The sequence below is a fragment of the Roseomonas sp. WA12 genome (genome assembly GCF_054165765.1).
This window is the reverse complement of sequence record NZ_CM135108.1, coordinates 446,819-458,150: the sequence shown is the minus strand read 5'-3', so window position 1 is coordinate 458,150 and position 11,332 is coordinate 446,819. Positions and strand designations below refer to the sequence as shown.

The 11,332-nt window shown below is 70.9% G+C and carries 12 protein-coding genes; 8 read left to right on the top strand and 4 right to left on the bottom strand.

Annotation, left to right across the window (positions count from 1 at the left end; genetic code table 11):
• Window positions 1-42: 42 nt before the first annotated feature.
• Window positions 43-999 carry a phosphate/phosphite/phosphonate ABC transporter substrate-binding protein gene (phnD, locus tag ACVBD7_RS02145; protein ID WP_458095881.1) on the bottom strand — a complete coding sequence of 319 codons (957 nt, stop codon included), beginning with the start codon at window positions 997-999 and terminating at the stop codon, window positions 43-45.
• A gap of 104 nt (window positions 1,000-1,103) precedes the next feature.
• Between phnD (ACVBD7_RS02145) and ACVBD7_RS02140 the strand changes: the two genes are divergently transcribed.
• The 8 genes from ACVBD7_RS02140 to ACVBD7_RS02105 are packed head-to-tail and all read left to right on the top strand — an operon-like array spanning window position 1,104 to window position 8,325.
• Window positions 1,104-1,895 carry a DeoR/GlpR family DNA-binding transcription regulator gene (locus ACVBD7_RS02140; protein ID WP_458095880.1) on the top strand — a complete coding sequence of 264 codons (792 nt, stop codon included), beginning with the start codon at window positions 1,104-1,106 and terminating at the stop codon, window positions 1,893-1,895.
• 48 nt (window positions 1,896-1,943) lie between these two features.
• Window positions 1,944-2,780: an HAD-IIB family hydrolase gene (locus ACVBD7_RS02135; RefSeq protein ID WP_458095879.1), complete on the top strand. Its 837-nt coding sequence runs from the start codon at window positions 1,944-1,946 to the stop codon at window positions 2,778-2,780.
• The gene (gene phnD / locus ACVBD7_RS02130) at window positions 2,777-3,919 is read left to right on the top strand and encodes a phosphate/phosphite/phosphonate ABC transporter substrate-binding protein (protein ID WP_458095878.1); all 1,143 of its coding nucleotides are present in this window, start codon (window positions 2,777-2,779) and stop codon (window positions 3,917-3,919) included. Before ACVBD7_RS02135 ends, phnD (ACVBD7_RS02130) begins: the two co-directional genes overlap by 4 nt.
• On the top strand, window positions 3,916-4,683 hold the full coding sequence (gene phnC / locus ACVBD7_RS02125) for a phosphonate ABC transporter ATP-binding protein (RefSeq protein ID WP_458095877.1): 768 nt from the start codon (window positions 3,916-3,918) through the stop codon (window positions 4,681-4,683). The genes phnD (ACVBD7_RS02130) and phnC overlap by 4 nt, the downstream gene beginning before the upstream one ends.
• Window positions 4,680-5,480, top strand: coding sequence for a phosphonate ABC transporter, permease protein PhnE (phnE, locus tag ACVBD7_RS02120; protein WP_458095876.1), 801 nt, complete (start codon window positions 4,680-4,682; stop codon window positions 5,478-5,480). Before phnC ends, phnE (ACVBD7_RS02120) begins: the two co-directional genes overlap by 4 nt.
• Complete coding sequence (gene phnE, locus ACVBD7_RS02115) at window positions 5,477-6,298, top strand: phosphonate ABC transporter, permease protein PhnE (protein WP_458095875.1); 822 nt, start codon at window positions 5,477-5,479, stop codon at window positions 6,296-6,298. Before phnE (ACVBD7_RS02120) ends, phnE (ACVBD7_RS02115) begins: the two co-directional genes overlap by 4 nt.
• Window positions 6,298-7,809: a glycerol-3-phosphate dehydrogenase gene (glpD, locus tag ACVBD7_RS02110; protein WP_458095874.1), complete on the top strand. Its 1,512-nt coding sequence runs from the start codon at window positions 6,298-6,300 to the stop codon at window positions 7,807-7,809. Before phnE (ACVBD7_RS02115) ends, glpD begins: the two co-directional genes overlap by 1 nt.
• Before the next feature lie 54 nt (window positions 7,810-7,863).
• Window positions 7,864-8,325, top strand: coding sequence for a hypothetical protein (locus tag ACVBD7_RS02105; RefSeq protein WP_458095873.1), 462 nt, complete (start codon window positions 7,864-7,866; stop codon window positions 8,323-8,325).
• A gap of 148 nt (window positions 8,326-8,473) precedes the next feature.
• On the opposite strand, the gene ACVBD7_RS02100 is transcribed toward ACVBD7_RS02105, so the two are convergent.
• From ACVBD7_RS02100 to ACVBD7_RS02090, 3 genes are all read right to left on the bottom strand, one after another.
• Window positions 8,474-8,998, bottom strand: a complete 525-nt coding sequence (locus ACVBD7_RS02100; protein ID WP_458095872.1) for a DUF4269 domain-containing protein — start codon at window positions 8,996-8,998, stop codon at window positions 8,474-8,476.
• 93 nt (window positions 8,999-9,091) lie between these two features.
• On the bottom strand, window positions 9,092-9,919 hold the full coding sequence (rsmA, locus tag ACVBD7_RS02095) for a 16S rRNA (adenine(1518)-N(6)/adenine(1519)-N(6))-dimethyltransferase RsmA (protein ID WP_458095871.1): 828 nt from the start codon (window positions 9,917-9,919) through the stop codon (window positions 9,092-9,094).
• Complete coding sequence (locus ACVBD7_RS02090; RefSeq protein WP_458095870.1) at window positions 9,912-11,309, bottom strand: peptidylprolyl isomerase; 1,398 nt, start codon at window positions 11,307-11,309, stop codon at window positions 9,912-9,914. The genes rsmA and ACVBD7_RS02090 overlap by 8 nt, the downstream gene beginning before the upstream one ends.
• Window positions 11,310-11,332 lie beyond the last annotated feature (23 nt).

Here is an 11,332-nt window from a genome sequence, read left to right as displayed (position 1 = left end):
CCTTCGGGGGAGCGTGGCAGACCTGCGGTGCGGGCGGGGCGGCTAGTTCCGCCGGCGGCGTTCCGTGGCTTCGGCGCGGCGCATGTCGACGAAGACGGCGTAGTCCTCGTGGCGCGTGGGGACCCAGCCGACGGCGCTGCCGCGCTCGACGGCCTTCTGGATGTCGGGGTGGGCGTGCGGGAGGGCCAGGTGGAAGTCCACCATGTCCTTCTTGAAGGCGGCGGGCAGGTCCGTGCGGACCACGATGGGGCCGTTCTGGATGGGGCGGGAGCGCCAGATGATGCGGATGTCCCGCATGTTCAGCAGACCCTTCTCGACGGCGGCGGTGAGCACGCCGCGGGTGTAGCCGCGGGCCTCGTCGCCCTGGCCCGAGGACCAGCAGACGCCGGCGTCGTACTGGCGGCCGAGCACGGCGACGAGGGCCTGGTCGTGACCGCCGGCGAAGCCGGTGCGGCCGAAGAAAGTCTCGGGGTTGATGCCGGCGGCGCGGAGTTCGGCGCGGGGGATGAGGTAGCCGGAGGCGGAGTTGGGGTCGGACCAGGCCATGGCCTTGCCGCGCATGTCTTCGAGCTTCGTGATGCCGGAGTCGGCACGGGCGTACATGAGGGCGACGTAGCTGGTGCTGCCGTCCGGTTCGCGGGTGACGAGGATGGGTTCGACGCCGCCATTGGTGTCCAGCCAGACGCCGGCATAGGCGGCAGGGGACATGTTGGCGATCTCCAGCTGCCTGGCCGCGAAGGCCTGCTGCACGCCGGAATAGTCGGAGGCAAAGAACATGCGGGTGGGGATGCCGAAGGTGTCCTCAAACAGCTTGCGATAGCCATCGTAGCGGCCGAGGCGATCGGATTCCGACTCGCCGCCGAGGACGCCCAGGCGGATCTGCGGAACCTGCGCGGCCCAGTCGCGGCGGCCGGGGGTGGGCATGGGTGGTGGCGGTGTCTGGGCACGGGCCGCCAGAGGCAGGAGGGCTGCGGCGGCCAGCATGCGGCGGCGGTTCATGGGCGGCTCCGGCAGGGGGTTTTCATGAAGCTGTCACGGCTGGGGCCAGGGCGCCAAGACGCGAGCAGGTTGCGCGCCCGGTCGGGCCCTATCACCTTGCGGCCATGGCAAAGCGGCAAGACGGTGCGCCGGGGAAGGATGCGCGGCACGCGGCCATCCTCCAGGCGCTGGGCATGGACCCAACGGTGCGGATCAGCACCCTGGCGACCCGGTTCGGCGTCTCCGGCGAGACGGTGCGGCGCGACATCGAGGAGCTGTCCGCGAAGGGGGCGGTGCGGAGGACCTATGGCGGTGCCTCGGTTACCCATGCCGCAGTGCAGCCGGACTTCCGGGCGCGAGAGGCGATGGCAGGGCCGGAGCGGGCGCGGATCGGGGCGATGGCCGCGTCTCTCGTGGAGGCCGGGGCGGTTCTGATGGTGGATGCGGGCAGCACCACGGCGCGCTTCGCCCAGGCGCTGGCCGGGCGCGGGGTGGCGGCGACGGTGATCACCAACTCGCTGCCGGTGGTCTCGGCGGTGGGGGATTCCGAGCCGCTGCGGATGCTGGTGGCGCCTGGGGAGTTCTACGCGGTCGAGCGGGCGCTTTATGGCGCGGAGACGGATGCATTCCTGCGGCGGTTCAGCGCGGATGTGGCTCTGATCGGGGCGTCCGGGCTGACGGCAGAGGGGCCGACGGATGCGGAGAGCCGGGCAGCCTGGGTGAAGCGGGCCATGCTGGACCGGGCGCCGCGGCGGATGCTGCTGCTGGATTCCGGCAAGTTCGGGCATCTGTATCTCGAGCGGGTGGCCGACCTTTCGGTGCTGACGGATCTGGTGACGGATGCGCCCCCTCCCCCACCGCTGGCAAGCGCGCTGGCGCGGGCCGGGGTGCGGGTGCATGTCGCATCGAATGTTTGACCTTCCACATGCCGAGTGGCATCCTCCACATCAGTTGGAGGAACCCATTTGGACCAGGCGCGCGCCCCTGAACCCCTAAGCCTTGCGCCCCGCGCCCGGCTGGCGGCGCTCCGCTACGTGCTGACCGATATTGACGACACGCTGACCGAGGATGGGCGGCTTCCTGCCCTGGCCTTCTCGGCGATCGAGGCCTTGGCCACGGCGGGGCTGCAGGTGATCCCCGTCACGGGGCGGCCGGCGGGATGGTGCGACGCGATCGCCCGGCAGTGGCCGGTGGCGGCCGTGGTCGGGGAGAATGGGGCGCTCTGGTACGCCGAGGACCGTGCGGCGCGGCGGATGGTGCGCTGGCAAGCGCAGGGTGAGGCCGAGCGGCTGGCCGGGCGGGACCGGCTGATGGCACTGGCGGCGCGGGCGATGGAAGCGGTGCCGGGCAGCCGGATCGCGTCCGACCAGGCGTTCCGGCTGTTCGATGTGGCCGTGGATTTCGCGGAGGATGCGGGGCCGCTGCCGCTGGAGGATGCGGCCCGGATCGCGGCGGTGTTCGAGGCCGGCGGAGCGCAGGCGAAGGTCTCCTCCATTCATGTGAATGCCTGGTTCGGGAATTGGGACAAGCGCGCGGGGATCGAGAACCTGTTCGCGACCCGGCTGTCTTTGCTCGATTCGGTGATCGAGCAGGTGGCGTTCCTGGGCGACAGCCCGAATGACGCGCCGCTTTTCGCGGCCATCCCCTTCTCGATCGGGGTGGCGAATGTGCTGCCGCATCTGGCAGGGATTGCGTCGGCCCCCGCCTACATCACCCGCGCCCCCGGAGGCCGTGGCTTCGCGGAATTCGCGGAGGCGCTGCTGGCCGCGCGCAACAACGACATGGAGGAGAACGCCGCATGAAGAACCTGCTGCTCGCCACGATCCCGGCGGGGATCCTGGCCCTTGTTGCCCTGCCTGCTGCCGCGCAGGCGCCGGCTGCCCCCGGTGCTGCCTCGGGGGCCGGCTGCTTCCGCGGCCAGTTGGACGAGGGGTATTGCGACAACGACCGCAACCTCACGGCGGACACGCCCGAGGCGTCGCGGCTGCGCGATCCGTCCACGCTGGTCTTCGCCTACACGCCCGTCGAGGATCCGGCGCTCTATGCGAGCCAGTTCCGGCCCTTCGTCGACCATCTGACGCGCTGCACGGGCAAGCGCACCGTGTACTTCCAAGTGACGAGCAATGCGGCGCAGGTGGAGGCCATGCGGTCCGGCCGGCTGCATATCGCGGGCTTCTCCACGGGGCCGACCGCCTTTGCGGTGAACCTGGCCGGCGCGGTGCCCTTCGCGGTGAAGGGCGGGCCGGAGGGCTTCGAGAGCTATCGCGTGGTGATGCTGGTGAAGGCGGACAGCCCGTACCGGACGCTGGCCGATCTGAAGGGCCGGCGCGTCGCGCATACCTCGGCCACGTCGAATTCCGGCAATCTCGCGCCGCGCGCCTTCTTCCCCGGGTTGGGGCTGACGCCGGATACGGATTACCGCGTGGTCTATTCCGGCGGGCATGACCGCAGCGTGATGGGCGTGAATGCGGGTGACTACGATGCCGCGCCCGTCGCGTCCGACGTGTACTCGCGCATGGTCGCGCGCGGGCAGGTGCGGGGCGACAACTTCCGGGTGATCTGGGAGAGCGAGCCCTTCCCCACCTCCTCTTTCGCCATGGCGCATGACCTGCGGCCGGAGCTGCAGGCGCGCATCCGCCAGTGCTTCCTGGAGTACCGCTTCCCGGAGTCCATGGCGCGCGACCTGGGCGGCAACGACCGCTTCTGGCCCGCCACTTATGCGGAGCAGTGGGCGCCGGTGCGTGCGGTGGCCGATGCGGTGAATGCGCCCTACAGCCGCGCCGCCTTCGACGAGGAGAGCCGCAAGGAGCTGGAGGCCGAAGCGCGCCGCAATGCCGCACGCGCTGCGCCGCAGACGCAGAGCGGCGGGACGCATGTGGTGCCCCAGGCTGGTGGTGCGGCTGGCGGTGCGGCCACTCCTGCGCCGGCGCGCCAGCCGTGAGCGCGGCCCTCGACATCCGCGGACTCACCAAGGAGTACGTGGCCGGCAAGCCGGTGCTGAAGGGGTTGGACCTGTCCATCGGGGCGGAGGGGATCACGGCCATCATCGGCCCCTCCGGCACAGGCAAGTCCACGCTTCTGCGCTGCATCAACCGTCTGGTGGAGCCCACGCGCGGCGAGATCCGGCTGACGGGTGCCGGGGGAACCGTTGATATGGCAAAGCTGAGCGGGCGGGGCCTTCGCCTCGCCCGCCGGCGGATCGGGATGGTGTTCCAGGAGTACAACCTCGTGGAGCGCCTCTCGGTGATGGAGAACGTGCTGTGCGGGCGGCTGGGCTATGTGCCGCTGTGGCGCGCCTGGCTGCGGAAGTACCCGGAGCAGGACATCGCGCGCGCTTTCCAGCTGCTGGACGCGGTGGGGCTGCCGGAGCATGCGACGCGGCGGGCGGACGCGCTCTCGGGTGGGCAGCGGCAGCGCGTGGGCATCGCACGCGCGCTGATGCAGCGGCCGGACCTGCTGCTGGCGGATGAGCCGACCTCCTCGCTCGATCCGCGCACCTCGGTGGAGGTGCTGGAGATGCTAACGACGCTAGCGGGCGCCGAGGGCGTGCCTGTGATCATCAACATCCACAACGTGGCGCTGGCGAAGCGCTATGCGAAGCGGATCGTCGGCATGTCCGGTGGGGCGATCGTGTTCGATGGGCCGCCGGAGGATCTGCGTGACAGCCATCTGACGCAGATCTATGGCGGCGAGGACTGGCTGTGAGCGGCACCGCCCTCCCCTCCCCCGTGGAGCGCCGGTCGCCCTTCGCGACCGATTGGTGGATGCGAATCTTCGGCATCCTGATCATCGTCTATCTCGTCTATGCGTCCACGCAGCTCGATCTCGGGCTGGGGCGCTTCATCGCCGGGCTGGGCGAGGGCGGGCGGTTCATCGCGCGGCTGTTCCCGCCGAATTTCGAGCGCTGGGAGCTGCTGCTGGAGGGGATGCTGGAGAGCATCCAGATCGCGGTGCTGGCCACCGTGGGCGGCATCATCCTGTCCCTGCCGCTGGGGCTGATGGCGGCGCGGAACATCGCGCCCTGGTGGCTCTCTGGCCCTGTGCGCGCCTTCATCGCGGTGTGCCGCAGCCTGCACTACGTCATCGTCGCGATCATTTTCGTGAAGGCGCTGGGTTTCGGGGCGCTCGCGGGGATCGCGGCGCTCATCATCGCCTCCATCGGCTTCGTGGCGAAGCTGTTCGCGGAGGCGGTGGAGGAGATCTCAATGAAGCAGGTGGAGGCGGTGCGCTCCACGGGCGCGTCCGGCATGGCGGTGCTGCTCTACGCGGTGCTGCCGCAGGTGGCGTCGCGCTTCGTGGGCTTCGGGCTGTACCAGCTGGACAGCAACCTGCGGAACTCGACGCTGGTGGGCGTGGTCGGCGCAGGCGGGATCGGCGGCACGCTGTTCGCGGCGTTCAAGCGGTTCGACTACGACTTCGTCTCGGCGATCCTGATCTCGATTATCGGACTCATCCTCCTGGCCGAGCTTGTCTCCGGCCGTATCCGGGCGGCGATGCGATGAGCGCGGCGACAGGGGATTCCCTCGCCCCGCTGCGGCGCGAGTGGATCCGGCACACGCCGGGCGAGCGGCTGACGCGATGGCTGATGTTCCTGGCCGTGGTCGCCGCCGTGGTCTGGGCGGTGCGGACAATCGACATCATCCCCGAGTTCCTGGCCGATGCGCCGGAGCAGATGGCGGATCTGATCATCCGCATGTGGCCGCCGAATCTGGCCGCCTATCCCACCACCGTTCATGCGGCGCTGGTGGAGACGCTCCACATCGCGAGCCTGGGCACCGCCTTCGGCTTCGTGATGGCGATCCCGCTGGCGTTGATGGCAGCACGGAACATCTGCCGCATCCCCGCGCTGAACGCGCTGGCGCAGGTGGGGCTGGTGGCGTCGCGCTCGGTCAACTCGCTGGTCTGGGCGCTGATCTTCGTCGCGGTTTTCGGGCCGGGGGCGGCGGCGGGTGTGTTCGCCATCGCGTTCCGCTCCATCGGCTTCGTCGGCAAGCTGCTGGCCGAGGCGCTGGAGGAGATGAACCCCGGGCCGCGCGAGGCGCTGCGTGCCGCGGGGGCGCCCTGGGGTTCGGAGATGCTGAAGGCGGTGTGGCCGCAGATCCGGCCGGCCTTCTGGGGCGTGGCCCTGTTCCGCTGGGACATCAATGTGCGCGAGAGCGCGGTGCTGGGGTTGGTGGGCGCGGGCGGCATCGGAGTGGTGCTGGAGGATGCGATCAACTTCTTCCAGTGGGACCAGGTGGCCACCATCCTGCTGGTGATTCTGGCTGTCGTGCTGGTTGCCGAAATCGTCGTGACCCGCGTGCGGGCGAGGCTTCTGTGATGAACACCGACATTCCTGAGCTCGTCGATCTTCTCGTCATCGGCGGCGGCGTGAACGGATGCGGCATCGCGCGCGATGCGGTGGGGCGCGGGCTATCGGTGATACTGGTTGAGCGGGGGGATATCGCGGAGGCGACTTCCTCCTCCTCCTCCAAGCTCATCCATGGCGGCATCCGCTACCTAGAGACCTACGAGTTCCGTCTGGTGCGGGAAGCGCTCGCGGAGAGGGAGGTGCTGCTCTCGATCGCGCCGCATATCGTCTGGCCGATGCGCTTCGTGCTGCCGCACCGGCCGGAGATGCGGCCGCGCTGGATGATCCGGGCGGGGCTGTTCCTGTACGACAACCTGGCGCGGCGGAAGTCGCTGCCGGCGAGCGAGGCGCTGAACCTCGATGCGCTGCCCCAGGGCGAGCCGCTGCGCCAGCCGCAGTTCTCGCGCGGCTTCGCCTATTCGGACTGCTGGGTCGAGGACAGCCGGCTTGTTCTGCTGAACGCGCGGGATGCGGCCGATCGTGGCGCCACCATCCTGCCCCGCACGAGCTTCGAGACCGCCAGGCGCGGGGCGGACCGGTGGACCGTGACGCTGCGGCACGCCGATGGCAGCACCCGCACGGTGCAGGCGCGCGCCATCGCCAATGCCGCGGGCCCCTGGGTGACGGTGGCACAGGATGCGACGGGCACGGCGCTGACCGGCCGCGTGCGGCTGGTGCGCGGGAGCCATATCGTGGTGCCGGCCCTGTATGAGGGGCCGCAGGCCTATATCCTGCAGAACGACGACCGGCGCGTCATCTTCGTCATCCCCTACGAGGAGCGCTACTCGCTCATCGGCACGACCGATGTCGCGCACGACCCCACCATGGGCAAGCCGCACTGCACGCCCGAGGAGGCCGCCTATCTCTGCACGGCTGTCTCCCGCCAGTTCCGCACCCCCGTGACGCCCGAGCAGATCGCCTGGACCTATTCCGGCGTGCGCCCGCTGCATGACGACGGGTCCGACAATCCGTCCTCCGTCACGCGCGACTACACGCTGGCGATGGACATCAAGGGCGGTGCGCCGCTGCTCAGCGTGCTCGGCGGCAAGATCACCACCTATCGCCGGCTGGCCGAGGATGCGGCGCAGCAGCTCGGCCGCGCGCTCGGGCGCGAGGGCACGTCCTGGACGGGGAAGGCCGCGCTGCCCGGCGGCGACTTCGGCGGGCTGAACCGCGCGGCCTTCACCGAGAGCATGGCGCGCGCGCATCCCTGGCTGCCGCGGCCGCTGCTGGACCGGCTGATCCGCACCCATGGCGGCGAGCTGGAGCGGGTGATCGACGGCGCAGGATCGATCGAGGCGATGGGCGGCGATCTCGGCGGCGGCATCACGGCGCGGGAGCTGGAGTGGATGCGGGCGCGGGAATGGGTGGCGGAGCCCGATGACGTGCTGTGGCGGCGGACGAAGCGCGGGCTGCATATGAGCCCGGCGGAGCGGGAGGCCTTCGCGGCGCGGTTCGCCGCGCTGTCGCTCGCCGCCTAGCCAGGGCGTGCCGGGGCGCGCATGAGGGCGGCGCAACCCCGGCGAGGACTTCCGATGCTGCGACGCGCGTTCCCGGCCCTGCTTGCCGCCGCCCTTCCCTTTGCCGCCGCGCGGGCGCAGGAGGCCGCGGTGGCTGAGGATCGGCTGGCGCTGGCGCGGGAGTATGTCGCGCGGCATCGCGCGACGCTGCCCGATCTGCGCAACCTGGCGCTCGGGGCCACGGCCGGCGGCGATGCGGCCTCGCAGCCGATCCGGGACGCGGTGGATGCGGAGTTGGTGACGGCGGAGCCTGCCTATCGCGAGGCGCTGGCGGGCGCGCTGGCGGAGGGGCTGAGCGCGGAGACCTTGCGGGCGGCGCTGGCGGACGGGTCCATCCGCACCGCGCTCGGGGCCAGCCCGAATCCGGCGCGACTGGTCGGTACGCTGAACCGGCTGACCTTCGAGGCGGTGACGGGCATGGCGGAGCGGGCGATGAGCAGGACCTGCACGCCGGGCGAGCCCTGCACGGGGCGCTGAGGCGCTGCGACGCGCCGTCCCGGAGCTACGGAAGGGTCTGAGGCCTCTGCCCCTCTTTCCGTCGAGGGTGTCACGGGTCCCGCCGGTGATTGTGGGTAGGATCGACCATCGCATCGGGTGGAAAGCGGATGGTCTTGCGAAGTCGCGTCTAGAAGCCGCGCTTCCTGAGCAGGGCCATGAGATCCGCGTTTGGCAGCTGTTCGATCTCCAGCAGGGCCTGGTACGGATCGCCGGCAAGGCCGAGAGCGGCTGAGAAGGCCGGTTCGGTCTTGGTTCCCCTTCTGCGATGCATCATCACGGCGTTTCGGAACGGGTGCCCGCCCAGGGAGAGCAGCCGTTGCTCGACCAGGAAATGCTTCCAACCGAGCTGTTCGTGCACCGGTAGAGCCTGCCCGAAAATCTCGATGCGCCAGCCGACCGCGACGAACTCGACGACGACAGGTCGGTTCGGACCGACCCATTGCCGCATGGAAAACCGCTCGCAGTCCGAGAAAGCGCCCCAGACCACAGCGGCAAAAGAGCGGGGATCAGGCGCGTGGCAGAGGATATCCAGATCGGATTCCGGAAGATCGATGCCCAAGGGTGGCGTGCCGGCGATATGCGGGTCGTACGAGGATAGTTTGGTCAGGATTCCGGTGCGCCGAAGCACGTCCGTGTAGTGAACCTTCTCCATGGGTGCGCTCTACGGCCTGCCCTGAGTGTCTGCAAAGGCGCGCATCCCGCGCTTCGGCCTCGCACAACCGACGGCTAGGTTTGCAGTACCTTCTTAGTTGCCGCGCGCCAGAACTGCGCGGGCCAGGGTCTCGAATTCCTGGACCGAGAGGGTTTCCGCGCGGCGCGTCGGCTCGATGGCGGCCGTCGCCAGGAGGTCCTCCGCCCCGCCGAGGGATTTGAGCGAGCCGCGCAGCATCTTGCGGCGCTGGCCGAAGGCGGCAGCCGTCACGCGCTCCATCGCCTTGGCCAGGGCCGGGTCGGGCTGCTCGGCATGGGGGACGAGGTGGACGATGGCCGACCACACCTTGGGCGGCGGGCTGAAGGCGCCGGGGGGCAGGCGCAGGACCATATGGGCCGTGCAGCGCCACTGGGCAGCGACCGCGAGGCGGCCGTAGCCGTCCGTATCCGGCGCGGCGACGATGCGCTCGGCGACCTCCTGCTGGAACATCAGCGTCATGCTCTCATAGGCGGCCGCCTGGGCGAGCCAGCCGATGAGGAGGGGGGAGCCGACATTGTAGGGCAGGTTGGCGACGATGCGGCGGGGGGCCGGCATCATCGCCACCGGGTCGATGCGCAGCGCATCGGCCTCGGTGACGGTCAGGCGGCCGGGATAGGCGGCGGAGAGCTCGGCAAGCGCCGCGACGGCGCGGTCGTCCAGCTCCACCGCGTGGACGTGCTCGGCGCCGGCGGCCAGCAGGGCGCGGGTCAGGCCGCCGGGGCCGGGGCCGACCTCCAGCACCTGCCGGCCGGTGAGGTCGCCGGCAAGGCGGGCGATGCGGCCGCAGAGGGTCTCGTCCAGCAGGAAGTGCTGGCCGAGCGACTTGCGCGCGGCCAGCCCGTGGCGGTGGACGGTTTCCGAGAGGGTGGGAAGCTCAGCCACGCATCTCGATCGTCGCGCGGCGGCGGAGGTCGCGGCTCTGCTGGCGGGAGAGGTTCTCGGCGCGGTCGCGCGTAATCTGCTGCTTGGCCTGCTCGGGCGTGAAGGTGGCCAGGTTCTTGGTCTCCTTCGTGCAGACCGCGATCACGAGGATGCCGTCGGGCGTCACGATGGGCTGGCTGGCGCGGCCGGGGGCGAGGCCGGAGACGAGCTGGCGCAGCTGGGGCGGGCCGAGGGTTTCCAGGCGCAGCTCGCCGCCCGGGTCCGAGGGACGCGGGGAGTTGGCGGCGCGGGCCGCAGCCTCCACCGCATCGCAGCCGCCGCGAATGCCCTGGGCGCGGAGGAGCTGGGCCTTCTGCTGTTCCGTCGGGTTCTGCGGATCGAGCGCGGAGGTGAAGGGCAGGAAGGCCTGGCGGAGGGTGACGAGGGTGGCGTTCTCGCGGCCCGTCTCGCGCTTCTGGCGAAGGGAGACGATCTGGAAGCCGCCGGGCACCTCGATGGCGTTGGAGACGGCGCCGGGGGGCATGCGCTGCACCACGGCAGCCACCTCGGGGTCGAGCCGGTCGGCGTTGACCCAGCCGAGGTCGCCGCCCTGCAGGGCCGTCTGGCTCTGGCTGAACTGGGTGGCGGCGATGGGGAAGGGCAGGCCCTGGCGCAGGCGGCCGATCACGTCGTCCACGAAGCGCTTCGTCTCGGCGGACGAGGAGGGGTCCTCGACCGGGACGAAGATCTCGGAGACGAGGAATTCGGGCTGGCCGATGCGGGCGGTATGCGCCACCACGGCCTCGCGCACCGCTTCCTCGGAGGGTTCGGCCTGGGGGCCGAGCATCCCGCGGATGAGGCGGGACCAGCCGAGCTGGGAGCGGATCTGGTCGTAGAGCACGCGCGGCTCCACGCCCGCGCCGCGAAGCTGGGCGCGGAGGCCGCCCGGGGGCAGGCCGTTGCGCTTCTCGATGTCGCCGAGCGCCTCGGCCACCTCGTCGTCGCCCACGGGGATTCGGCGGCGCTGGATGTCCTGCAGGCGCAGGCGCTCCTCGATCAGCTGGCGCAGGATCTGCGGGCGGATGCGGGTGAGCAGTTCGCCCTGGGGGTCGAGGCCGATGTTCAGGGCGAAGAGGCGGGAGCGGGAGCGGATCTCGGCTTCCGTCACCACGTCCCCGTTCACCACGGCGACGATGCGGTTGCCGGCGGTCTGGGCCTGGCCCTGGCCCTGGGCGGGCGCGGCGGCGCCGGGCCGCGGGGGCGCCTGGCGGGCGGCGGGCTGGGCCATGGCGCCCTGGTGGGTGGCGGCGGCGAGGGGCAGGGCCATGGCGAGGCCGAGCAGGGCCGGCATGGCGGACCGGAGGGGGGCCGGGTTCAGAGCGGTCGGGCGGAGGCGGGAAAGGCTTCGCATGGGCGGGTTCCTAGACCATGCGG

Bases quoted from the DNA above. Each gene is read 5' to 3' on its own strand.
- ACVBD7_RS02105 (WP_458095873.1), top strand. From the start codon at position 7,864: ATGCTGCGACGCGCGTTCCCGGCCCTGCTTGCCGCCGCCCTTCCCTTT.
- phnD (WP_458095881.1), bottom strand. From the start codon at position 999: ATGAACCGCCGCCGCATGCTGGCCGCCGCAGCCCTCCTGCCTCTGGCG.
- phnD (WP_458095878.1), top strand. From the start codon at position 2,777: ATGAAGAACCTGCTGCTCGCCACGATCCCGGCGGGGATCCTGGCCCTT.
- glpD (WP_458095874.1), top strand. From the start codon at position 6,298: ATGAACACCGACATTCCTGAGCTCGTCGATCTTCTCGTCATCGGCGGC.
- ACVBD7_RS02100 (WP_458095872.1), bottom strand. From the start codon at position 8,998: ATGGAGAAGGTTCACTACACGGACGTGCTTCGGCGCACCGGAATCCTG.
- phnE (WP_458095875.1), top strand. From the start codon at position 5,477: ATGAGCGCGGCGACAGGGGATTCCCTCGCCCCGCTGCGGCGCGAGTGG.
- ACVBD7_RS02140 (WP_458095880.1), top strand. From the start codon at position 1,104: ATGGCAAAGCGGCAAGACGGTGCGCCGGGGAAGGATGCGCGGCACGCG.
- ACVBD7_RS02090 (WP_458095870.1), bottom strand. From the start codon at position 11,309: ATGCGAAGCCTTTCCCGCCTCCGCCCGACCGCTCTGAACCCGGCCCCC.